At 41.8% G+C, this 22,473-nt stretch carries 23 protein-coding genes; 14 read left to right on the top strand and 9 right to left on the bottom strand.

Annotated features, from left to right (window positions below):
• Nucleotides 1–2: 2 nt before the first annotated feature.
• Nucleotides 3–536, top strand: a complete 534-nt coding sequence (gene yjgA / locus AC4MC0_RS14100) for a ribosome biogenesis factor YjgA (RefSeq protein ID WP_005400753.1) — start codon at nucleotides 3–5, stop codon at nucleotides 534–536.
• 78 nt (nucleotides 537–614) lie between these two features.
• Here yjgA and AC4MC0_RS14095 read toward each other — a convergent pair whose 3' ends face one another.
• On the bottom strand, nucleotides 615–2,258 hold the full coding sequence (locus AC4MC0_RS14095) for an acyl-CoA synthetase (protein ID WP_279665553.1): 1,644 nt from the start codon (nucleotides 2,256–2,258) through the stop codon (nucleotides 615–617).
• Between the two features lie 510 nt (nucleotides 2,259–2,768).
• On the opposite strand from AC4MC0_RS14095, the gene thrS reads away from it, so the two are divergent.
• Entirely contained in the window at nucleotides 2,769–4,691 is a 1,923-nt protein-coding gene (gene thrS, locus AC4MC0_RS14090; RefSeq protein ID WP_151836216.1) for a threonine--tRNA ligase, read from the top strand.
• Between the two features lie 5 nt (nucleotides 4,692–4,696).
• Nucleotides 4,697–5,248 (top strand): translation initiation factor IF-3, encoded by a 552-nt coding sequence (infC, locus tag AC4MC0_RS14085; RefSeq protein ID WP_078425166.1) that lies wholly within the window; start codon nucleotides 4,697–4,699, stop codon nucleotides 5,246–5,248.
• Nucleotides 5,249–5,299: 51 nt separating this feature from the next.
• On the opposite strand, the gene AC4MC0_RS14080 is transcribed toward infC, so the two are convergent.
• Together AC4MC0_RS14080 and AC4MC0_RS14075 are read right to left on the bottom strand one after the other, a co-directional pair.
• Nucleotides 5,300–6,537 (bottom strand): IS3 family transposase gene (locus AC4MC0_RS14080; protein ID WP_279665443.1). Its coding sequence is split into 2 segments (ribosomal slippage): nucleotides 5,300–6,201 and nucleotides 6,201–6,537, totalling 1,239 coding nucleotides; the frame shifts between segments, so codons are not numbered across the junction.
• A gap of 101 nt (nucleotides 6,538–6,638) precedes the next feature.
• Complete coding sequence (locus AC4MC0_RS14075; protein WP_151837201.1) at nucleotides 6,639–7,091, bottom strand: Hsp20 family protein; 453 nt, start codon at nucleotides 7,089–7,091, stop codon at nucleotides 6,639–6,641.
• Between the two features lie 323 nt (nucleotides 7,092–7,414).
• Here AC4MC0_RS14075 and AC4MC0_RS14070 point away from each other — a divergent pair, with 323 nt between their 5' ends.
• The 3 genes from AC4MC0_RS14070 to AC4MC0_RS14060 all read left to right on the top strand — a co-directional run bounded on the left by AC4MC0_RS14070 (nucleotide 7,415) and on the right by AC4MC0_RS14060 (nucleotide 8,874).
• On the top strand, nucleotides 7,415–8,035 hold the full coding sequence (locus AC4MC0_RS14070) for a glutathione S-transferase family protein (RefSeq protein WP_004692287.1): 621 nt from the start codon (nucleotides 7,415–7,417) through the stop codon (nucleotides 8,033–8,035).
• A 115-nt stretch (nucleotides 8,036–8,150) separates the two neighbouring features.
• Entirely contained in the window at nucleotides 8,151–8,444 is a 294-nt protein-coding gene (locus AC4MC0_RS14065) for a hypothetical protein (RefSeq protein WP_114836810.1), read from the top strand.
• 1 nt (nucleotide 8,445) lies between these two features.
• Nucleotides 8,446–8,874 (top strand): YqaA family protein, encoded by a 429-nt coding sequence (locus tag AC4MC0_RS14060; RefSeq protein ID WP_281963359.1) that lies wholly within the window; start codon nucleotides 8,446–8,448, stop codon nucleotides 8,872–8,874.
• 105 nt (nucleotides 8,875–8,979) lie between these two features.
• Here AC4MC0_RS14060 and AC4MC0_RS14055 read toward each other — a convergent pair whose 3' ends face one another.
• Nucleotides 8,980–9,711 carry an energy transducer TonB gene (locus AC4MC0_RS14055; RefSeq protein WP_325087600.1) on the bottom strand — a complete coding sequence of 244 codons (732 nt, stop codon included), beginning with the start codon at nucleotides 9,709–9,711 and terminating at the stop codon, nucleotides 8,980–8,982.
• A 104-nt stretch (nucleotides 9,712–9,815) separates the two neighbouring features.
• On the bottom strand, nucleotides 9,816–11,069 hold the full coding sequence (locus AC4MC0_RS14050) for an MFS transporter (RefSeq protein ID WP_325087601.1): 1,254 nt from the start codon (nucleotides 11,067–11,069) through the stop codon (nucleotides 9,816–9,818).
• Nucleotides 11,070–11,290: 221 nt separating this feature from the next.
• On the opposite strand from AC4MC0_RS14050, the gene rpmI reads away from it, so the two are divergent.
• From rpmI to AC4MC0_RS14030, 4 genes are all read left to right on the top strand, one after another.
• Entirely contained in the window at nucleotides 11,291–11,485 is a 195-nt protein-coding gene (rpmI, locus tag AC4MC0_RS14045) for a 50S ribosomal protein L35 (protein WP_004278281.1), read from the top strand.
• A gap of 11 nt (nucleotides 11,486–11,496) precedes the next feature.
• Nucleotides 11,497–11,856, top strand: a complete 360-nt coding sequence (rplT, locus tag AC4MC0_RS14040) for a 50S ribosomal protein L20 (RefSeq protein ID WP_004692276.1) — start codon at nucleotides 11,497–11,499, stop codon at nucleotides 11,854–11,856.
• A gap of 152 nt (nucleotides 11,857–12,008) precedes the next feature.
• Nucleotides 12,009–12,560 carry a P-loop NTPase family protein gene (locus tag AC4MC0_RS14035; RefSeq protein WP_325087604.1) on the top strand — a complete coding sequence of 184 codons (552 nt, stop codon included), beginning with the start codon at nucleotides 12,009–12,011 and terminating at the stop codon, nucleotides 12,558–12,560.
• Nucleotides 12,561–12,689: 129 nt separating this feature from the next.
• Nucleotides 12,690–12,902, top strand: a complete 213-nt coding sequence (locus AC4MC0_RS14030; protein ID WP_078388714.1) for a KOW domain-containing RNA-binding protein — start codon at nucleotides 12,690–12,692, stop codon at nucleotides 12,900–12,902.
• A gap of 61 nt (nucleotides 12,903–12,963) precedes the next feature.
• Here the strand turns inward: AC4MC0_RS14030 and AC4MC0_RS14025 are convergent, their stop codons facing one another.
• On the bottom strand, nucleotides 12,964–13,980 hold the full coding sequence (locus tag AC4MC0_RS14025) for a hypothetical protein (protein WP_336000155.1): 1,017 nt from the start codon (nucleotides 13,978–13,980) through the stop codon (nucleotides 12,964–12,966).
• 157 nt (nucleotides 13,981–14,137) lie between these two features.
• Here AC4MC0_RS14025 and pheS point away from each other — a divergent pair, with 157 nt between their 5' ends.
• The 3 genes from pheS to AC4MC0_RS14010 all read left to right on the top strand — a co-directional run bounded on the left by pheS (nucleotide 14,138) and on the right by AC4MC0_RS14010 (nucleotide 17,925).
• Nucleotides 14,138–15,118 carry a phenylalanine--tRNA ligase subunit alpha gene (gene pheS / locus AC4MC0_RS14020; protein ID WP_004979194.1) on the top strand — a complete coding sequence of 327 codons (981 nt, stop codon included), beginning with the start codon at nucleotides 14,138–14,140 and terminating at the stop codon, nucleotides 15,116–15,118.
• 132 nt (nucleotides 15,119–15,250) lie between these two features.
• Nucleotides 15,251–17,632, top strand: coding sequence for a phenylalanine--tRNA ligase subunit beta (gene pheT / locus AC4MC0_RS14015; RefSeq protein ID WP_058868972.1), 2,382 nt, complete (start codon nucleotides 15,251–15,253; stop codon nucleotides 17,630–17,632).
• Complete coding sequence (locus AC4MC0_RS14010; RefSeq protein WP_004649746.1) at nucleotides 17,629–17,925, top strand: integration host factor subunit alpha; 297 nt, start codon at nucleotides 17,629–17,631, stop codon at nucleotides 17,923–17,925. The genes pheT and AC4MC0_RS14010 overlap by 4 nt, the downstream gene beginning before the upstream one ends.
• A gap of 140 nt (nucleotides 17,926–18,065) precedes the next feature.
• On the opposite strand, the gene AC4MC0_RS14005 is transcribed toward AC4MC0_RS14010, so the two are convergent.
• The 3 genes from AC4MC0_RS14005 to trxA all read right to left on the bottom strand — a co-directional run bounded on the left by AC4MC0_RS14005 (nucleotide 18,066) and on the right by trxA (nucleotide 20,659).
• Complete coding sequence (locus AC4MC0_RS14005) at nucleotides 18,066–18,323, bottom strand: hypothetical protein (RefSeq protein WP_005400740.1); 258 nt, start codon at nucleotides 18,321–18,323, stop codon at nucleotides 18,066–18,068.
• A 410-nt stretch (nucleotides 18,324–18,733) separates the two neighbouring features.
• Nucleotides 18,734–20,002, bottom strand: a complete 1,269-nt coding sequence (gene rho / locus AC4MC0_RS14000; protein ID WP_004692266.1) for a transcription termination factor Rho — start codon at nucleotides 20,000–20,002, stop codon at nucleotides 18,734–18,736.
• Nucleotides 20,003–20,332: 330 nt separating this feature from the next.
• Nucleotides 20,333–20,659 (bottom strand): thioredoxin, encoded by a 327-nt coding sequence (gene trxA, locus AC4MC0_RS13995; RefSeq protein ID WP_004692264.1) that lies wholly within the window; start codon nucleotides 20,657–20,659, stop codon nucleotides 20,333–20,335.
• A gap of 263 nt (nucleotides 20,660–20,922) precedes the next feature.
• Here trxA and ppx point away from each other — a divergent pair, with 263 nt between their 5' ends.
• Nucleotides 20,923–22,446 (top strand): exopolyphosphatase, encoded by a 1,524-nt coding sequence (gene ppx / locus AC4MC0_RS13990; RefSeq protein WP_325087606.1) that lies wholly within the window; start codon nucleotides 20,923–20,925, stop codon nucleotides 22,444–22,446.
• Nucleotides 22,447–22,473 lie beyond the last annotated feature (27 nt).

Below are 22,473 nucleotides of genomic sequence, written 5' to 3'. Positions count from 1 at the left end.
TCGTGGCACGTCGACCGCATAGTTTTACTGAAGAAGACTTTGAATCTTTAGAAGGACGTGCAAGTAAAACTGAACAGAAAAAAGCCGTACAACGTATGGCATCTTTGGGTTCTCAACTTGCAGAGTTGAACACTAAACAAATTCAAAACTTACCTGTTGAAGAGCGTTTGATTGAAGCCCTTTTGGATGTGAAACTGATTACATCAAATGAAGCTCGTCGTCGCCAATTTTTACGCATTGGTAAGTTGTTGCGTAATGAAGATGAAACGGTGATTTTGTCTTATTTGACACCGCAACAAGGCGCGAAAAAAACCGCTCAATTGCAGCGTTGGGTTGATCGTATGATCAAAGATGGTGATGTGGTCATTAATGAGTTTTCCAAAACCTATAATGCCGCGGAACGTCATACCATTCGTCAGCATGTATTGCGTATTCACCGTGATATGAAACAGCAGGCTGATGAAGAACAACTTAAAGCTTCACGTTTGAAGTTGTTTAACTACATTCAGCAAGTGGCTTTAATTTCAGATAATTAAGCCATTTAGACATAAAAAAGCGACCTTCAAGGTCGCTTTTTTATGTGAGAATATTTGCTTGAGTAGACTGCTGATTGTTTAGCTAAACTCGCGTGTTGCACGCTCTTTGGCCCAATCACGTAGGACAAATTTCTGTAACTTGCCTGTCGACGTTTTTGGAATTTCTGTAATCACTACATCTTTCGGGACTTTAAAACGTGCCAGATGTTGCTTACAGAATTCAATGATTTCCTCAGGCGTGGTTTCTTTACCTGCTTTGAGTTCAATAAATGCACAGGGCACTTCTTGCCAGCGAGGATCGGGCTTCGCGACCACCGCAGCCGTTAAAATAGCAGGATGTTGATAGAGAATTTCTTCAACTTCTAGTGATGAAATATTCTCACCTCCAGAAATAATGACATCTTTAGAGCGGTCAGTAATTTTGGCATAGCCATCAGGTTGGCAAACGGCAAGATCGCCTGTATGGAACCAACCACCAGCAAAGGCTTCTGCCGTGGCTTCAGGGTTTTTGAGATAACCTTTCATCACAATGTTACCTCGGAACATAATTTCACCCATAGTTTGACCGTCATGCGGTACAGGTTGCATCGTGTCTGGATCCAGCACTTTCATACCATCTTGCAGTGGGTAAGGTACACCTTGGCGTGAGTGCAACTGCGCTTGTTCCTGAATAGATAAGTCAGACCAACCCGCTTGAGAGGCACAAAGCGCAGAAGGTCCATAGGTTTCAGTCAGTCCATAAACATGGGTGACATTTATACCAATATGGCGCATGCCTTCAATGATTGCAGCAGGAGGTGCAGCACCTGCCACCATCACTTCAACGCGATGCTCAAAGTGGATCCGTTGCTCTTCAGGGGTGTTGATCAGCATGGATAGCACAATTGGCGCACCACAGAAATAATCGACTTTATGCTCAGCGATGACTTTGAAAATGAGTTCAGGGTCAATTTTACGTAAACAGATATTGGTGCCCCCATTGGCTGCCATGGTCCATGCAAAGCACCAGCCGTTACAGTGGAATAAAGGTAAGGTCCACAAGTAGGTCGCACGTGGTGTCATGCCACAAGCAATGATGTTACTGGCTGCATTGATATAAGCGCCACGGTGGTGATAAACCACGCCTTTTGGGTTGCCTGTGGTGCCAGAGGTGTAGTTAAGGCTAATGGCATCCCATTCATCTTGAGGTAAATGCCATTCAAAGTTGTCATCGCCTTCGGTTAACCAGTCTTCATACTCGATTTGCCCAATCGGGGCTGCAAAACAGTTTTCGTACTCAGCATCATCTACATCAATCACGAAAATATCGCGTCCGACCAAAGCCAAGGCTTCTTGTGCAACCGATGCAAACTCTGGATCCACCAATAAGACTTTGGTTTCTGCATGATCAAGCATAAATGCGATGGTTTTGGCATCTAAGCGCGTGTTCAATGTGTTGAGCACAGCACCTGCCATTGGGACTGCAAAATGTGCTTCGATCATTGCAGGGACATTGGGCAGCAAAACAGAGACAGTATCGTTCTTTGTGATTCCCAATTTTTGTAACTGTGAGGCAAATTGGCGACAGCGAAGGTAAGTTTCACGCCATGAAATATAGCGGTGCCCATGAATGATGGCATCTTGATGAGGGTAAATATAAGCAGCTCGTTCTAAATAACGTAATGGTGACAAAGCTACAAAGTTTGCGGGGGTTCTTGGTAACTCATCATACGCACTCACCATGTTGATCACTCCTGAATTTGGTATTATTTTTTCCATTGATTAAAAGATATGCATTTTTCAGCCATCTTGCATTTATGCTTTAGTCGAGTTGCGCTTTTTAGATGAATTTATTGAATTTTTTGTTTAGTTTATCTAAACTGAATCTATGGATTCTGTGCGCTATAAACCCTTTTAGTTAGATTTTAGCCTGCTTTTTAAGCAAAATGTGTATGCTTGTGTTGCTGCATTGTTCAATAAAAAGTGACCGATACAGTCATTATAAAATGTAGCGATAAGGATTGCGGAACATCAATCCCCCTCATTTTAGGGAGGCTGATGGATTGGCAAATGAATTCAAAATGGGCTGAAACGTGAATTTTCTAGGGGAAAAGGTTTAATCCTGTGGATAACACGTGTAAAATTCGACTGATTTTATTTATCCACCGTTTTTATCTTTTGAGGTTTTACCTCGATCATAATCTCGCGGTGATATGCTCCATGGTACGGGGCATCACTCCTTAAGGATTTTTTATGCCAATTATCACTTTGCCAAATGGCGATCAAAAACAATTTGATCAAGCTGTATCTGTGATGGATGTTGCACTGAGCATCGGTCCGGGTCTTGCGAAAAATACAGTTGCAGGAAAAGTCGATGGTCGTTTAGTCGATGCATCTGATTTGATTACCACGGATGCCAGCCTTCAAATTATTACGCCTAAAGACGAAGAAGGTGTCGAAATCATTCGTCACTCTTGCGCTCACTTGGTAGGGCATGCGGTTAAGCAATTGTTCCCAGAAGCAAAGATGGTCATTGGTCCTGTCATTGAAGAAGGGTTCTACTATGACATCTGGATGCCACGTCCATTCACTTTAGATGATATGGCAGCCATCGAAGAGCGTATGAAAAAGCTCATCGATCAAGACTATGATGTCATCAAAAAAATGACCCCACGTGATGAAGTCATTGCAGAATTCACTGCGCGTGGTGAAGAATATAAATTACGCTTGATTGCAGATATGCCTGAAGAAACACAAATGGGCTTATACTACCATCAAGACTATTTAGATATGTGCCGTGGTCCACACGTGCCAAATACTAAATTTTTAAAAGCATTCAAACTGACTAAAATGTCAGGCGCTTATTGGCGCGGGGATGCGAAGAATGAACAGTTACAACGTATTTATGGTACAGCGTGGGCAGACAAAAAACAGCTTGCAGCTTATATCAAACGTATTGAAGAAGCTGAAAAGCGTGACCACCGTAAAATTGGTAAAGCTTTAGACCTGTTCCATATGCAAGAAGAAGCACCAGGTATGGTGTTCTGGCATCCAAACGGTTGGACCATTTATCAAGTACTTGAACAATACATGCGCAAAGTACAACAAGATAATGGTTACCTCGAAATTCGTACCCCGCAAGTGGTTGATTTCACGCTTTGGGAAAAATCAGGCCATGCTGCAAACTATGCGGATGGTATGTTCACGACGCATTCAGAAAGTCGTAACTATGCAATTAAACCGATGAACTGTCCTTGTCACGTACAAGTGTTCAACCAAGGTTTAAAATCATACCGTGATTTGCCAATTCGTTTGGCTGAGTTCGGTTCTTGTCACCGTAACGAACCATCGGGTTCACTGCACGGCATTATGCGTGTTCGTGGTTTTACGCAAGATGATGCACACATTTTCTGTACCAAAGAGCAAATTGGTCAAGAAGTGGCTGACTTCATTCAACTGACTTTAGATGTGTATAAAGACTTCGGTTTCGAAGACGTGCAAATGAAGTTGTCTACACGTCCAGAAAAACGTGTGGGTGATGATGCACTTTGGGATATGGCTGAAAAATCTTTAGCAGATGCTTTAGATGCTGCTGGTTTGGAGTGGGAACTTCAACCAGGTGAAGGCGCATTCTATGGTCCGAAAATTGAATTCTCACTGAAAGACTGCTTAGGCCGTGTATGGCAATGTGGTACAATCCAATGTGACTTCAATTTGCCAGAACGTTTAGATGCGTCATATGTCACTGAAGACAATGATCGTGATCAACCTGTAATGTTGCACCGTGCAATACTTGGCAGTTTTGAACGTTTTATTGGTATACTAATCGAACACTATGCGGGCTTTATGCCACCTTGGTTAACACCAATTCAAGCATGTGTGATGAACATTACCGATTCACAAGCGGAAGCATGTGAGTCAGTCGTCGCTAAACTTAAAGAAAACGGTCTCCGTGCGATTTCAGACTTGAGAAATGAGAAAATCGGCTTTAAGATTCGTGAACGTACATTAGAGCGTATTCCTTACTTACTGGTACTTGGGGACCGTGAGGTAGAGGAAGGTACAGTGAACGTGCGTACCCGCTCAGGAACAAATTTGGGTACTATGTCAATCGACGCTTTCGTTGACCTAGTAAAAGCAGCCGTTGCCGAACGCGGCCGGTACATTGTGGAGTAACAGCGATTAAACAGCCTGACCGTAATCAACAGGGCGGTAACAAATCAAACCGTCCTGCTTTGAATGATGAAATTCGTGCGAAAGAAGTCCGTCTTGTAGACGAAAATGGTGAGCAAAAAGGTATTGTTAGCTTGGCAGAAGCATTACGCGCTGCTGAAAGTGTTGAGCTTGATCTTGTTGAGATCGTAGCAAACGCTGAACCGCCTGTTTGTAAAATCATGGACTTCAACAAGCATTTGTTTGATCTAAAGCAAAAGCAGAAAGAAGCGAAGAAAAAACAGCATCAAGTACAGGTGAAAGAAATCAAACTCCGCCCGGGTACTGATGTTGGTGATTACAACGTAAAACTACGTGCAATCACTAAGTTCCTTGAAGAAGGCAACAAAGTAAAAATTACTCTTCGTTTCCGTGGTCGTGAAATGGCGCATCAACAGCTTGGTTTGGCTCAACTTCAAAAAGTTGAAGCAGATGTGGCTGACTTGGGCGTAGTTGAACAAGCACCGAAAATGGAAGGTCGTCAAATGGGTATGTTGCTTGGTCCTAAAAAGAAAAAGTAATGATCCTGTCTTGTCCTGAAATAGATTGACAGTATTCCACTTCAAACCGAGTTAAGCAATTAGCTCGGTTTTAGTTTGCTCATACATCTGATTCGGGGTGTTCATATTTAAACTTAAATGTGGTCTATAGTAATTATAAATCATGATAGATTCCGTAATTAAGTGATCTAACTCCTTCATGGTTTGACATCGTGTAGTTAAAAACTCCTGCTTTAATATTCCATTAATCCGCTCTGCTAATGCATTTTGATATGAGAAACACTGTTTCGCAAGGTATCCATCTGTCATGGAAGGACATATCCCATAATGGCGCAATGCCGATTGATATAGCTCAGAGCAATACTGAGAGCCTCTGTCTGAATGATGAATCATCCTAGTCGCTCGATCCGTCACATGCTGCATCGCCATATGTAGAGCCTGCATAACATTCTCCGCACGCATATCATTCGATAACTTATAACCTTTAATCTGACGGGTATAAGCATCTGTCACCAATGATAAATAATGTACGCCTTCAGCACTCTCAACATAAGTAATATCACTAACAAAGACTTCGTTGGCTTGCACTGCTGAATAATCCTTTAATAAATTTGGATGCTTCTTCATCCAATGCTTGCTATCCGTAGTTTTTGTATAGCGACGCTTGGGGCGAATCAATAAATTATGCTCTTTCAATATTTTAAATAACTGATCCCGTCCACACTTTAAACCACGCTGCAACAATTTGCCTTTAATAAGCCAATACAGCTTACGTGTTCCGATACTTGGCATGAGACAGCGATACTCCATAACCAACTCGAGTATTTGTTCGGTTACTTGTGCAGTCATTTGAGCACGTTTTTCTGCTTGATAATAAGCTTGTCGGGTGATTCCCAACCACTGACAATAACGTGAAACGCTTAGTCCTCTTTGGCTTTGCCAATCTTTGAAACGTGCTCGGTATACTTTTTTCCAAGATCAGTCCCACATTCTTTATCAATGTGATAAATCACATCCTGAATAAATTCAGTTTTAAGCTTTTCTGCGGCTAACTGCTTTTCTAATTGGCGGATTCGTTGTTGGGGTGTTAATTGGCGTTTAGAAGAAGGCGGCATATTCGAAGTCCAGTCCTGTTGTCCGTGCTTGCGTAACCATACCAGCACAGTTGATCTTCCTTGAATACCATATTTTGCCTGAGCTTGTTTATAAGTAATTTGCCCTTTTTCTACTTCATGTACAACCATCATTTTAAAGGCAAAGCTATAATCACCTTGTGTACGTTTAACTCTTTGTTCTCGTTCATGTTCCATAAAATAAGCCTCTTAAAGGTGTAAACTTATTTCAGGACGGGACATCCATTGATCTTAAAAAAGCACTGCCTATGCAGTGCTTTTTTTATTTTGTTGATTGACTATGCCGCAGTGTTTTCAGTTGTTAATTTCTTCTGTCCGATTGGAATTCGGCATGGCGCTTTTTCTTCTGGAACAATCCGTTGTAGCTGGATGGTGAGTAAACCATTTTCATAATTGGCCTCTTGTACTTCAATGTGTTCATCTAAACGTAAAGATAATTTAAATGAACGCTGTGTGATGCCTTTATGTAAGAACTCAGCATGATTGTCTTTGGTCTGATCAGCATGTTGACCTGAAATATTAAGTACCTGATTCTCTAAGTCAATCGCGAGCTCATCTTGGTTAAAACCAGTCGCAGCTACGACAATGCGGTAGTGATCATCACCGACTTTTTCAATATTGTACGCAGGATAATGTGGTGCTTCACTGAGCATTGCATGATCAAACAAATCGTTTAAACGGTCAAAACCGATACTACGACGGAATAATGGCATTAAGCTTAAATTACTCATTGATAAAACCTCCACTATTAGGAAAAGTGATATAAATAAGCAACCTATGCGACTCGGTTAGCATGGTTGTCACAGCAATAATCGGTGTGGATGTTTGCTGTACTTTTAATATTTGGATGCTCTATGAAATTTCAAGATTAAAAAAAAGATTTTTTTAAAATTCTCTTTGGTTGATAATTATTCTATTTATATGAAGTTAATCATGCATATTTTAGGATTTCAATTTCAGTTTAACCTGATGTTTCTAAGCATGGAATCATGCTATAAACAGTATTAAACCTCGACAATATGAACTAAAACGAGAAAAGTAACAGGATAACCACATGATCGATTTGTACTATTGGGGAACACCCAACGGACATAAAATTAGCATTGCATTAGAAGAGATGGGTTTGGAGTATCAAGTCTTTCCCATCAATATTTTAGAAAATGATCAGTTCCAACCCGACTTTCTACGCATTTCACCCAACAATAAAATCCCTGCGATTGTGGATCAAGATGGTCCCAAAGGTGAAGCCATTTCTGTGTTTGAGTCAGGGGCGATTTTGCAGTATTTAGGGCGTAAAACAGGGCAGTTTTATCCAAGCGATGAACAGTCTCGTGTTGAGGTTGAGCAGTGGTTGATGTGGCAAATGGGTGGTTTTGGTCCAATGCTTGGACAGAACCATCACTTCAGTAAATTTGCTCCCGAACGTATTGCGTATGCAACTGAACGCTATGTCAATGAAACCAAGCGCTTGTATGGTGTACTAGATAAGCAACTTTTTGGTCAAAACTATGTAGCTGGAGAGTATTCGATAGCGGATATGGCAATTTTCCCATGGATTTTGCGTTATGAGTGGCAGCAAATTGACATAAATGACTATCCAAATGTGAAGGCTTATATGGAGCGTATTCAAGCGCGTCCTGCAGTTCAGCGTGCGTTGGCGCTTCAAGTTAATTAGTTACAGAAGCGCTGACTTGAACTGTGTTAAGCTTAGCGCCTTCAAGGTATAAGCCATTCTTTAAAGCCACCGATGGGTGGCTTTTTTGTTGAAAGGTTGTTTGGACATTAGTGTAATGAAAAAAGAGTTTTTCCTCAATTTAACCCGTATTATTGAAGCGAATCCAAAAATCTATCTCAGTATTATTGTGGGGATTGCAGGATGTTTGGTGCTATTTGTAGCTGAAGCGGTACACATTCAAAAAATCATTGAACTGCTGAATACCAAAGATCAGGTGGTACTCCGAGCTGCAATTGAACCGATTGCCGATAAATATTCATGGTCACGTTGGTCTTTGTTGATTCTGGCATTGATCTGGTCAAGTTTTGCCTATAGCTCAACCAAGAAAAAGCTAGGTTTAAAATCATAAAATGATGTGGGCCTTAGGACTACTTTTCCTTTCTGCTTTTGGGGCAGCGACACTGCTACCCTTGCAGTCAGAGGCTGTCTTGGTGGGATTGTTGGCTCAGACACAGTATCCAGTATGGTTGTTGGTAGCTGTTGCCAGTCAAGGCAATATTCTAGGTAGCTGTGTGAATTGGTGGCTCGGCTTGAAAGTTGAGCAATACAAAAACAAAAAATGGTTTCCCGTCTCAGAGCAAAAGATGTTGCAGGCGCAGGGCATTTATCAAAAATATGGTTTTTGGTCTTTATTACTCAGTTGGGTGCCCGTTATTGGTGATCCGATTACCCTCATTGCAGGATTACTCAAAGAAAACTTTGTTCGTTTTGTCGTGATGGTGAGTATTGCAAAAATAGGACGCTATCTTTTTGTGTATTGGATGTTTAGTCAGTTCTAATTATTTTCAGAGACCAACTAGCCACATGCTTATATGTGCTGAATGGGTTTAAAGTTTATATAGAGAGATGACACGAGTGAGTGAAAACTCGTGTCATGTTAAATTTTAACGACAAGCATTCAAATCGAATTCAATCGCATCTTTAAATTTAGATTTTTTATAGAGCCACAGTGTGCTTGCTGTGCGTTTAACACTGACTTTGCTATTTGCAACGGCTTGTAAAACTTGTTGATCAAGCGCGTAAATACCTGAACCTTTGGTGATTTTGGGCTTCTTAATGTTGCCGTGTTTATCGGCTTTAAAGCTAAATTTAATTTGATGGTCATGACCATTCAACTGCGTAGAATCTAGCGCAAGCTTAGGTTGAACCTGATATTGAAAAGGCACTTTTTGCTGCTGTTGCTGCGCACGCCAGTTCTTCGAGTCAAAGCTATAGTTACATGCTTCGGCATCATCTGGGGTTAGGTTTAAATTAAAAACTTGATAACCAATGACGGCTAAAGCGGTGTCGTCCTCCATAAATGGTTTTACTTTGGCTTGAAGCACAGCATTCACCAGCTTTTCATCCAAAGCTTTGAGTCCAGTCGTTTCTTGGACTGTCGCTTTGGTTACATCACCTGTTTCATCTGCATACACACGAATAATTGCTGCACGGTTTTGTTGATTTAAATCGCTATTTTTATATTGGGGTTTGGGAAAATCTAGCCATTGAATACGCGTGGTCAAATGCGCCGATTGAGCTGAACTTTTTTGAATGGTGAGTTCTAATGGTGGTTGAGCTGCATGACTGAGATGAAAGGGCAGTGTAGATAATGCGAGCAAGAAGAGTGGTTTCATATGATCGATTTCTTTTATAACGCATCCAGTGCGCATGACTTAAATAATTGTTGCGAGTATTTCCTGAATTAGAAAGACTCGCAAGTTATATTGTTAAATTAAAACTATTTTTGCTCGGCTTGGGTGATGTCTACACCAAATAAGTCTTTGGTTTTAGCCCAACTGAGTGCGACCACCAAGAGTGTCATGCTGCCGCCAAAAACCGTTGCAATCACAGGACCTAGATATTTTGCTGCAAGACCTGACTCAAATGCCCCCAGTTCATTACTACTCGACACAAACATGCCATTTACCGCTGCAACACGGCCTCGCATATTTTCAGGAGGATAAATTTGTAAAATGGTCTGACGAATTACCACTGAAATACTGTCACATGCACCCGTCATAGCAAGAGCAAACAAAGACAACCAGGGGGAGTTTGAGTAAGCGAACAATAAGGTGAATAGGCCAAAACCTGCAACAGCAAGCAGCATATTGCGCCATGCATGTCGGGTGGGCGGAAAACGCGTCAGCGCAATCATGGTGATGAGTGCACCAATCGATGGTGCTGCCCGTAAATAGCCCAATCCTTCGGGCCCAATTTTCAAAATATCTTCAGCAAAGATCGGGAGCAAAGCAATCACACCACCAAACAGTACCGAGACTAAGTCGTGTGAGATGGCCCAGAGGACAATTTTAGTTTTAGCAATAAAGCGAAAACCTTCACCTAAACTTTGTAGTACACGTTCCGTTTCTATTTTAGGAAAAGTGCGTTTGCTTAAAAGATTGACGAGTAAGAAACATAGGCTGAGCAGTACCGCTACACTGATTAAACTGGTTTCACGGCCTAAAAATGCCAGCATAAATCCACCGAGCATCGGGCCAATAATCACACCGCTTTGCCAACCGATGGTGGTCCATGTAGCACCATTGGCATAAATTTCCCGAGGAATTAAAAAAGGTTTGAGTGATGTTGCAGATGGGTTATAGAACCCCCGAATTGTTCCTAGGCCAAAGATCACGGCATAAACACCCCATGACAGGGTGGAGAGTTCAATTTGCTTTAAGCCATAAGCATGAAATAAACCCCATAAAACCAAGGGCAGTGGAATGGCAAAGAATAAGCAGATTTTCATGATGGTTTGCTTATTAAAGCGATCTGCAAAATAGCCGCCCCATAAGGAGAGCGCAATAAAGGGGATTGCTTCTGCCAGACCAATCAAGCCTAGAGTGAGTGGGTCTTTGGTGATTTTATACAAAGAATACGCCACAATAATTTCCTGAATTAAAATGGCAAGCGTCAGGCAAAATTGATTGAGTGTAACAAGAGAAAAGTCTCGGTATCGGAGTGCGGCAAAAGCATCCTGTGTAGCGTTCATAAGGGAACCGTATGGAATGGATGAGGCATTATACGACTTGGACTAAACCTCGGTTATAAATTCATCGCTTAAAGCTTATCGGGAAATAAACTAAGCTTGCTTTTATTGTTGATTATTTGCTTTTGTTTTAGACAAAGTTCGATTAGAATATTCGCTCCCTTACCTGCAGGTCGTTTTGCAATGGTGCAAACGTTCCGAACAGGTGTTCAAAAGAGGTTGTTATGCCTAAGATGAAAACTCGCCGTGGTGCAGCTAAGCGTTTTAAAGCTACTGCTAACGGTTTCAAGCGTAAACAAGCGTTCAAACGCCACATTTTGACCAAAAAATCTGCTAAGCGTATTCGTCAATTACGCGGCTGTGTAATGGTTCACGTGAGTGACGTTGCTTCAGTTCGTCGTATGTGCCCATACATCTAAGGAGATTATAAATGGCTCGTGTAAAACGTGGTGTACAGGCTCATCGCCGTCATAAAAAAATTCTTGCTCGTGCTAAAGGTTACTACGGCGCTCGTTCACGCGTATATCGCGTAGCGTTCCAAGCAGTAATCAAAGCGGGTCAATACGCTTACCGTGACCGTCGTCAGAAAAAACGTCAATTCCGTGCTCTATGGATTGCGCGTATTAATGCTGGTGCTCGTCTAAATGGTTTATCGTACAGCCGTATGATCGCTGGCTTGAAAAAAGCTCAAGTGATTATCGACCGTCGCGTACTTGCTGACATCGCTATGCATGACGCAGTTGCATTTGCTGCTTTAGCTTCTAAAGCTAAAGATGCATTAGCTGCATAAGTCTTTAAGACTTAAAGAAAGACCGCTTTTTAGCGGTCTTTTTTATGGCCGATTATTTTTTGAGTCAAATTTTTTATGGGTCAAAGGTGAGACTGTGATACAACCATAATTACATATGATAAGAAAGACCGCATCAGCGTTAGGCCAGTACAATGAAAAGAATCAATGTTGTAGGAACCTCTGCTACAGGCAAATCTACATATTCCAGAGCTTTGGCTGAAAAGTTAGATTTGCACTATATCGAGTTGGATAATTTGTTTTGGTTAGACGACTGGCAAGAATGTCCCGATGAGGTGTTCTTTGCCAAGATTGAGTCAGAAGTACAAAAGGCGACACAGGGCTATGTGATCGATGGTAACTATACCCGCGCCATTCCGGTGAAATGGGCGGAAATTGATACTGTCATTTGGTTGGACTTACCGTTTCCAGTCAACCTTTACCGTTCTGTGAAGCGTGCGGTTCAGCGGGCATGGGCGCAACAGGATTTATGGGAAAACTCGAATAATCGGGAAAGCTTGCTACGGATGTTTGGTCGGGACTCGATTATTTGGTGGATGATCAAAACACATGCTAAAAACCGACAGAAATACTTAAAAATGATGCAGATGCCTGAATATCAACATATACAGTGGATTCATTTAAAGACACCAAAACAGGTGAGTCGTTTTTTAGACCAGTTGGCTGTTGAAAAGCATAACGTTTAAATAAAAAAATATCAGTGCATACTCAGCGATCAAGATGAATTGTTAAGCTTTAGTTACATAAATCTGCTTTAATCTCAAAGGTGGTCGATGCCTAATAAATAAAAAGATTAAAAAGAAAAGGAGCAGGATATGCTTGCAGAAATTACTGGGATGGGACAGGGAAGTATTACGGTGGAATTAGAAATGATTCCCAGAAAAGGCGAGTCAGTTAAAATTATGTATGGACCTGATGCGGAGCTAGAAGGCGAGGTGGTTTCAGTTAATCATTATATTAATCAACATGCCAATCAGCATAAGGTACAAATCAAGATTCGGCCCTTCAATCTTCTAATTACTGCCTAAAGAAATTGAATCCATAAAAAAGCGCTCATTGAGAGGAACGCTTAGATATCTCGGTAATAACTTATAAGCCAAAATAATAGCCAACTAGGCAGATCAAAATCGTAATCACGATTAAAGCAAATACCCCAGTTTTCCCCGATTTGTGGTGTGTTTCATGAGGCTTGGTCTCTATCGCACTTAATTTAGGTGTTGGATGATTACGTGCATCCAGTGGTGTGGTCGTATCTTTGGGTGTGAGCTGCGCGGTTTGATAGTGATTTGCTACTTTCACAATAAACTTGGTACTTAAATCATCAATCTTTTGTTCAAAATGACGTAGATTCAATTGCTCATCTGGCGTGAGCACGTGGCCTTCTGCATTGTAAGGATGTTGAATTTTAGTCTGGATCAATGCTGATAGTGCATCTAAACGATACAGCGTTTGGTGTGCATAATCAGCAGCGTAGTCTGTTGGTAAAAGAGCGAGATGATGGGCTTCATCTGAGGCATCTTGTTGTCCATAGTAAGGTAAGTTTACCGTCTCAGGCTCTACTAAACCTTGTGCAAATGGCGCACTAAACAGTTCTTGTTCGGTAAAGTTTTCGATTTCATCCCATTTCGGCGTTTGTAAGTCTGCTTCAATGCGTTTGCTGAGTTTGTGATTCAGTTCAAAACGCCATAAATTTTCACTACGGATTGAGCTTTGTTGTGTTTTGGGAATTATAAAATCGTGTTCAGCGCTGTACCACTCCGCCAGTTCTTTACCAAAAATCCAAGCAGTTTTTTGCTGTGCTTGATGGCTCACAATAATATGTGGGGTAGCAAGGAGTTCAACATTTGGGTTAGGGTTCTTTTCATCTGCTAGCAATGTTGAGCTATGCAGACTGAGCTGTTTGACCCCTTGTTTTTTTAAGGCTTCAAGCCACACTTGAAAATGCTGAGCCAGTAAATGTTGGCTATTCAGATCACGAAACTGAAAGCAATGTCGGTCAAAAATGGCATGTTCTAACCAACGTTGGAAACTTAGGTTGTGGCGTAAATATTCATTGCCATAAGTAACTAAAGTAAGTTGTTGTTGCCAAATAGGATCAAGCGACATCGTTTGTTGTTCTCTTCTGTGATGACACTATCTTAACCTGTTTATAAAACCATGTACTAAACAAATTTTCCTGATCGTAGAGCTTCATCAACGTGCTTAAAAACTGATAGAATATGGGGTTTTATTAATTTTATAAATTGTTGCTTTGAGAGTTACTATGTCACTGGAAGCCCTGACCACTGAAGCGCTTGCTGCGATTGCAGCAGCAGAGGACCTTGCTACACTCGATCAAGTACGAGTGCAGTTTACGGGTAAGAAAAGCCAGCTCGCTGAGCAATCCAAAGCTTTAGGTAAAATGGACCCTGAAGAGCGTAAAAATTTTGGTGCGCAAATTCATGCAGTCCGTGAAGCGATTACCGGTGCTTTGACTGAACGCCAAACACAATTACAACAAGCAGCGTTGGCGCAAAAACTTGCAAGTGAAACGGTGGATATTACTTTACCGGGTCGTGGTCAAACGATTGGTAGTATTCACCCCGTTACTCAAGTACAAGAGCGTATTTGTCAGTTCTTTACCAAAGCGGGCTTTGTGATTGAAACTGGGCCAGAAGTTGAAGATGACTACCACAATTTTGAAGCTTTAAATATTCCAGGGCATCACCCTGCGCGTGCAATGCACGATACATTCTATTTCGATGCGACACATTTGTTACGTACCCATACTTCTGGTGTGCAGATTCGTACCATGGAAACCCAGCAACCCCCGATTCGTATTGTATGTCCAGGTCGTGTATACCGCTGTGACTCTGACCAAACGCATTCGCCAATGTTTCATCAAATTGAAGGTCTGTATGTCGCTGAAAATACCAGCTTTGCAGAACTGAAAGGTTTGTTGGTTAATCTATTAAACGAATTCTTTGAAAAAGACTTAAAAGTGCGTTTCCGTCCATCTTATTTCCCATTCACAGAGCCAAGTGCTGAGGTGGATATTATGGATGAGCGTGGTAAATGGTTAGAAGTGCTTGGTTGTGGCATGGTACATCCAAATGTCTTGCAGGCAGCAGGGATTGATCCTGAAAAATACAAAGGCTTTGCTTTCGGTCTAGGTGTGGAACGTTTTGCGATGCTTCGTTATGGCATCAATGACTTACGTATGTTCTACCAAAACGATGTGCGTTTCTTACGCCAATTTGCTTAAACAGATTTATACCTCTCCCAGCCTCTCCTTGAAGGAGAGGAGTTATTTGTGATGACTCGGGGTTCTCCTTCTTTTCCAAAAGAGGGAGTTAGAGGGGGATTCAAAAATTTAGATTTATAGGTTTTTAACAAAATGAAAATTAGCGAAAATTGGTTGCGTACATGGGTTAATCCAGCCGTTGATAGCAATACTTTATCTGATCAACTGACCATGTTGGGTTTAGAGGTCGATGATTTATCGCCTGCGGCAAAACCGTTCACTGGCGTGGTTGTTGGTGAAGTGTTGACGGTAGAGCAACATCCTGATGCAGACCGTTTACGTGTGACCACAGTGAATATTGGTTCAGGGGAACCTTTACAAATTGTTTGTGGTGCACCAAACGTACGGGTTGGTATGAAAGTCCCAGTGGCAACCATTGGTGCTGTGCTTCCAGGCGATTTCAAAATCAAGAAAGGCAAACTTCGTGGCATTGAATCACAAGGGATGTTGTGTGGTGCATCTGAAATTGATCTAGAAGACAAAATTGATGGCCTTTTAGAGCTGCCCGTTGATGCACCTGTCGGTGTGGATATTCGTGAATATTTAAATTTAGATGATCATGTCATTGATATCAGCATCACGCCAAACCGTGGTGACTGTTTCAGTATTCGTGGTATTGCCCGTGAAATTGGGGTAATTAACCAACTGACTGTGACTGCACCTGAAATTAATGCCGTTGCTGCGACTATTGCTGATGAGAAAAAAGTTGTGGTGAGCACTGAAGGCTGCCCACGCTATTTAGGTCGTGTGATTAAAAACGTGAATACTAAAGCAGCAACCCCAGAGTGGATGGAACGTGCTTTGGTTCGCTCAGGGATTCGCCAGCACAGTATTTTGGTTGATATTACCAACTATGTACTGATGGAGTTAGGGCAACCACTCCATGCTTTTGATGCAGCAAAAATTCAAGGTTCAGTCCAAGTTCGTCAAGCGAATACGGCGGAGAAATTGGTTCTACTGAATGAACAAGAAGTTGAGCTTAATGAAAAAGTTATGGTGATTGCGGATGATGAAAAAGCATTGGCGATTGCAGGCATCATGGGTGGCTTGTCTTCATCTGTTACCGATGAAACTCAAGACATTTTCTTAGAGTCTGCATTCTTTGCTCCATTAGCCATTGCTGGTCGTGCCCGTAGCTTTGGTTTGCATACCGATGCATCACAGCGTTATGAGCGTGGCGTGGATTTTGAACTCCCAATGCTCGCGATGCACCGCGCATCACAATTGATTGCTGAATTGGCGGGTGGCGAGTTCGGTCCGATTACGATAGCAGAACAAGCGGCTGTTTTACCGAAGCGTGAAGCGATTGAGCTAGAACAAGCACAAGTGGATCAATTGCTTGGTTATCGCGTAGATGCTGCATTTATTGCAGATGCATTAACCCGTTTAGGTTGTGCTGTGACGGTTAAAGCAGAAGGTCAGTGGTCTGTAGTACCGCCTTCACACCGTTATGATATGGCAATCTACCAAGACCTGATTGAAGAAGTTGCGCGTATTCATGGTTATGACAATATTCAAATCAGTTTGCCAAAAATTGAAGCGAAATTGGCGCAATATCAAGACCAATTTGAAATAGCTCAGCTTCGTCAAACTCTCGTGACTTTGGGTTATCAAGAAGCGATTAGCTTTAGCTTTGCAGACTTAAAGCTTGAGAAGCAACTCAATGCGGCTGTGAATCCTTTGGCTTTGGCTAACCCGATTTCAAGCGATTTAGCCGTGATGCGTTCAACACTGCTCTCTAGTTTGATTCCGTGTGTGCAATACAACGTTAACCGCCAACAAAGTCGTGTACGTTTTTTTGAATTGGGCCTACGTTTTGACTATCAAGATGCTGAATCTATTCATGATTTGAAACAAATTCCTACCCTTGCAGTGATTGCAACAGGTGCAAAAACTTCAGAAACTTGGCATGCTAAACCTCAAGCTATGGATTTCTTTGATTTCAAAGGTGAAATTGAAGAAGTATTGGCAGCAGGTCGTGTGCAGGTTGAATATGTTCGCTCTGAGCGTAGCTGGTTGCATCCAGGACAGTCTGCTGAGGTTTTAGTCGATGGCAAATCTATTGGTTACTTTGGTCGATTACATCCATCTTTAGAAGATGTGCTGGATTTGAGCACAACTTGGGTGGCTGAACTTGATCAATCGGCTGTTTTGCAAACTTATGTATCTAATTTTACAGAATTATCACGTTTTCCGTCGGTTAGACGTGATATTGCGCTTTTAATTAGTGATAAGATAAATGTAAGTGAAATTCAGCAACTTATCGAAAAAACAGGCGGTGAGCTTTTGGACTCGATTTGGTTGTTCGATGTGTACACTGGGCAAGGCGTTGAAGATGGTAAGCGCTCATTGGCATTTGCACTTCTTTGGCAACACCCATCACGTACGCTTGAAGATGCTGAAATTAAATCTGGTATGGATCATATTTTACAAGTGTTGGAAAACACTTATCAGGCGACATTGAGGGCTTCATGACAGCATTAACAAAAGCGGAAATGGCTGACCATTTAAGTGAGCTCACGAGTTTAAACCGTCGTGAAGCTAAGCAAATGGTCGAGTTGTTCTTTGATGAGATTAGCCAAGCGCTAATCTCTGGTGAGCAAGTTAAACTTTCTGGTTTCGGTAACTTTGAGTTGCGTGATAAACGTCAACGTCCAGGTCGTAACCCGAAAACGGGTGAAGAAATTCCGATTTCTGCACGCCGTGTAGTGACCTTCCGCGCAGGGCAGAAATTCCGCCAGCGTGTGGGAAATGAGCAGATCGATTGATCTGCTTTTTTTTGCTTAAAATTTTGGGTGATCGTTTGGCTGATTCAATGCTTGCAAAATAATAGAATGTCGTTTTTTGATAAAATTTGAGTATAAAAAAAGAGAGCCACAGGCTCTCTTTTTGACTAATCTCTAAGAGATTAGTGAGCTTTAGCTTCAGAAGCAGCAGCAACAGTAGCTTCAGAAGCAGCAGCAGTAGCTTCAGAAGCAGCAACAGTAGCTTCAGAAGCAGCAGCAGCAGCATCTACAGCAACTTCAGATGCAGCTTCAACAGCTTCAGATGCAGCAGCAACTTCAGATGCAGCTTCAGCAGCAGGAGCTTCTTCTTTCTTAGCACAGCCAACGAAAGCTAAAGTAGTAGCAACTGCAGCAGCAATAGCGATTTTTTTGAATAACATGGCATCACTCTCTAAAATATGAGATTAAAAAAAACCGACGTTAGTCTGTTGTATGCTTTTATTGTTCCTAATTTTGTTAGGGACTAACAATGCAGGAGCAGCCTAACTGGTCTGCAAATATGCTATCACTGCGCATTTTGAATTGCTACTAGCTGGGATGAAAAAAGTGATAAAAAAGGTCTAAAAACAGGGCTTTTTTAACAGAAAATAACAATCAATGATGAGGTTAGTATTGGATAAGTACTAAATAAACATTTAAAAAGATGAAGGTTTTTATTTCAAATTTTTGTTTATCAAAAACTTGCAAATAAGTTTACAGAGAATGGGATGAAATGTTGCTTTGTGTAAACTACGTCAACCAAATAAAAAGGCTGTCGTTAAGACAGCCTTTTTAGGTGAAGCAGGTCGGATCAACTAGTTGCTTTACGCTTCATTTGATCAAAGAAATCATCGTTGGTTTTGGTTTCTTTCATGCGATCAAGTAAGAATTCCATTGCTGCGAGTTCATCTTGGGTATGAAGTAACTTACGTAAAATCCAAACTTTACGTAGATTGTCTTCAGACATTAAGCGCTCTTCGCGACGGGTGCCCGACTTTTTGATATTCATCGCAGGGAAGACACGTTTTTCCGCAATACGGCGATCCAGTGTAATTTCTTGGTTACCTGTACCTTTAAATTCTTCGTAGATCACTTCATCCATTTTACTGCCAGTTTCAATCAGGGCTGTAGAAATGATGGTTAGTGAGCCACCTTCTTCAATATTACGAGCTGCACCGAAGAAACGCTTAGGGCGTTCCAGCGCATGTGCATCCACACCACCAGTTAAAACCTTACCAGATGAAGGCACAACCGTGTTGTAAGCACGTGCTAAACGGGTAATGGAGTCGAGCAGAATCACAACATCTTTCTTGTGCTCAACCAAACGTTTTGCTTTTTCAATCACCATTTCAGCCACTTGAACGTGACGAGCAGGAGATTCATCAAACGTTGATGCAATGACTTCACCACGAACAGTACGTTCCATTTCGGTCACTTCTTCAGGACGTTCGTCAATGAGAAGAACGATCAGGAAGCACTCTGGGTTGTTACGCACAATCGACTGAGCGATGTTTTGTAACAACATGGTTTTACCCGCTTTTGGCGGTGCTACGATAATTGAACGTTGGCCTTTACCGATAGGTGCAACCAAGTCAACTACACGTGCGGTTAAATCTTCTGTCGTCCCGTTACCAAGTTCCATCACCAATTGCTCGGTTGGGAAAAGTGGGGTTAAGTTTTCAAACAAGATTTTGTTACGTGAGTTTTCTGGCGTGTCGTAGTTAATTTGGTTCACTTTTAACAGTGCAAAATAACGTTCGCCTTCTTTGGGTGGGCGAATGGTTCCCGTAATGGTGTCACCAGTACGTAGATTGAAACGACGAATTTGAGATGGGCTAACATAAATGTCATCTGGGCCTGCAAGGTAAGAACCCGCTGCAGAGCGTAAGAAGCCGAAGCCATCTGACAGAATTTCCAAAACGCCATCCCCAAAGATCTCTTCGCCATTCATCGCATGGCGCTTTAAGATGGCAAAAATAATGTCTTGCTTACGGTTACGAGCCATTCCTTCGAGGCCCATAAATTCAGCAATTTTGATGAGTTCGCCAATCGGTTTTTTCTTGAGTTCGGTTAAATTCATAGGAGGTCAGATAAGAATCAAAAATTCTAAATTACAGGATGAAAAGGAAGCAACATTTAGCCGCAGACATGCAATGAAGTAACGCAATTGTATTTGAACTATAACAATTCAGAGGACTGATTCATTGTTTGAAGAGAAACGTGTCAAAACAATTTGTATTGCCGAGCGGCGATCTTATGTGTTGTGTCTTTTAAGAAAATGACAGGATTGAATAATCCTTTATCTCTTGATCATGCAATATAAGAGAGAAAGACAGACTTGTCAATTTATAGCCGAAAAAAATACGCTGTTGTTTAGGCAGCGTATTTCATTTTCAATCTAAACGGATGCTTAAATGTTTTCTTCAATGAAAGCAGTCAATTTCGATTTTGGTGCAGCGCCCACTTGTTGAGCAACAACTTCACCATTTTTGAACATAAGTAATGCAGGAATGTTGCGGATGTTATAGTTCACAGCCGTTGCTTCGCAAGAAGTTACGTCAACTTTAACAATCTTCACTTTACCTTCGTATTCGTTCGCCAATACTTCTAATACAGGTGCAATTGCTTTACATGGCGCACACCAGCCTGCCCAGAAGTCAACAAGCACAGGAACGTCTGATTGAAGTACATCAGCGTCGAAGTTTGTATCAGTTGTATTTACGATATTGCCAGACATGGATAGCTCCAGTTTCAATTTTTGGATAGTTTTATGGCTAATAGTATGTCATAGCCTACTATCGCTGAGTAGATGGATTACTAAATTTTCAACCTTTAGTTTGAATTTGTCTAATTGAAGCTCACGATGTTACTGATCGTGTAACACAATTGTCATATATGCCGAAATTTTAAAGGCTCGTCAATTTCTGACCACAAATGGCTTTTAAATTGCATGGAGGTGAATTAATCTAAGCACAATTCTGTATAGGTTTATATTAAATCATGTCTGATTTTTTGATTGATGAAGAGTTACTTGCTGCCATCGATATGGGGTCGAACAGCTTCCACTTAGCAATTGCTCGAGTGGACCATGGCGAAGTGAAAAAAGTTGCGTCAATGTCAGAAAAAGTACAGTTAGCAGCGGGTCTAGATGAAAATAAAAATTTAACAGAAGCCGCACAGCAGCGTGGTTTAGCCTGTTTATCTCGCTTTGTCGGACGTTTAGGTTCGGTTCAGCCGAATCGTTTAAGAATTGTGGCGACCAATGCGCTACGCCAAGCCAAAAATGGCCATGAATTTATTCAAAAAGCGGCAGAAATTTTGCCGAAGCACATCGAAATTATTGCAGGTCGTGAAGAGGCTCGACTGATTTATTTGGGTGTATCTCATACCATGGTAAACAGTGGGCGCCGCCTTGTGATTGATATCGGTGGGGGGTCAACAGAGCTGATTATTGGTGAAGAATTTGAGCCCATTCATACCGAATCTTTACAAATGGGCTGTGTAGCATTTACAAAAGCCTTCTTTGTCGACGGTGAAATTAACCAAAAAAGTTTTGATAAAGCTGTGGTAGCAGCGCGTAAGGAGCTGTCTGGTATTGCCAATACCTATAAAGAAGCGGGTTGGGATACGGTGGTCGGTTCGAGTGGAACCATCAAAGCGTGTCATCAAATTACCGTGAATATGGGCTGGAGTAATGAAAAAGAAGAACTCACCCGTGACGGTTTAGATAAGCTTAAAGAAAAATTGCTCAAATACAAACATGTCGCTGAGATGGAGTTTGATGGTCTGAAAGAAGACCGTCGAGCAGTTTTGCCAGCCGGAATCGCTATTTTGTATGCCATTTTTGATGTACTCGAACTGGATAAACTGGTGTATTCGGATGGTGCCCTGCGTGAAGGGGTGATGTACGACTTGCTGGGACGTTTTCAACATGAAGATATTCGAGATCGTTCTGTACAAGCGTTAATGGGCCGTTATAACGCCGATCCAAAACAAGCTGAACGGGTCGTGAATATGGCTCAGCATTTGTTTGATGGTGTGGCGGATTTACTGAAATTAACCACAGAAGACAGTGATTTACTGCGTCGTGCAGCTTATCTGCACGAAATTGGTTTAGCGATTAGTCATGCGGGCTACCATCGTCATGGCGCATATTTATTGCAACATTCTGACATTGCGGGCTTCTCACAAATTGATCAAAACCATCTGTCGCATTTGGTGGCCCATCACCGTCGTAAGCTGCGCAGTGACGCGCGTGTCGATGTGATGAAGGTTGGCGGCAACAAATTAGTCTATCTGTGTTTGTTACTTCGCCTCGCTGTTTTACTGAATCATAGTCGTAGCGATCAGATGCTTCCTGCCATTGAATTAACAGTAGGCAATGCGCAACAATGGCAACTGAGTGTTTCTGGTAATGCCGCGCAATGGCCTTTGCTGGTTGCAGACTTGCATGATGAGCAAGCGCAATTTAAGCATTGGGATGTTGAGCTGGATATCCAATCAGAACAATTTGTCGATGAATAAATTGGTCAATTAGGGATTTATGGTTGA

It is taken from the genome of Acinetobacter sp. CAU_H_S139_7, from assembly GCF_058599305.1.
This window is presented reverse-complemented; position numbering and strand designations above follow the sequence as displayed.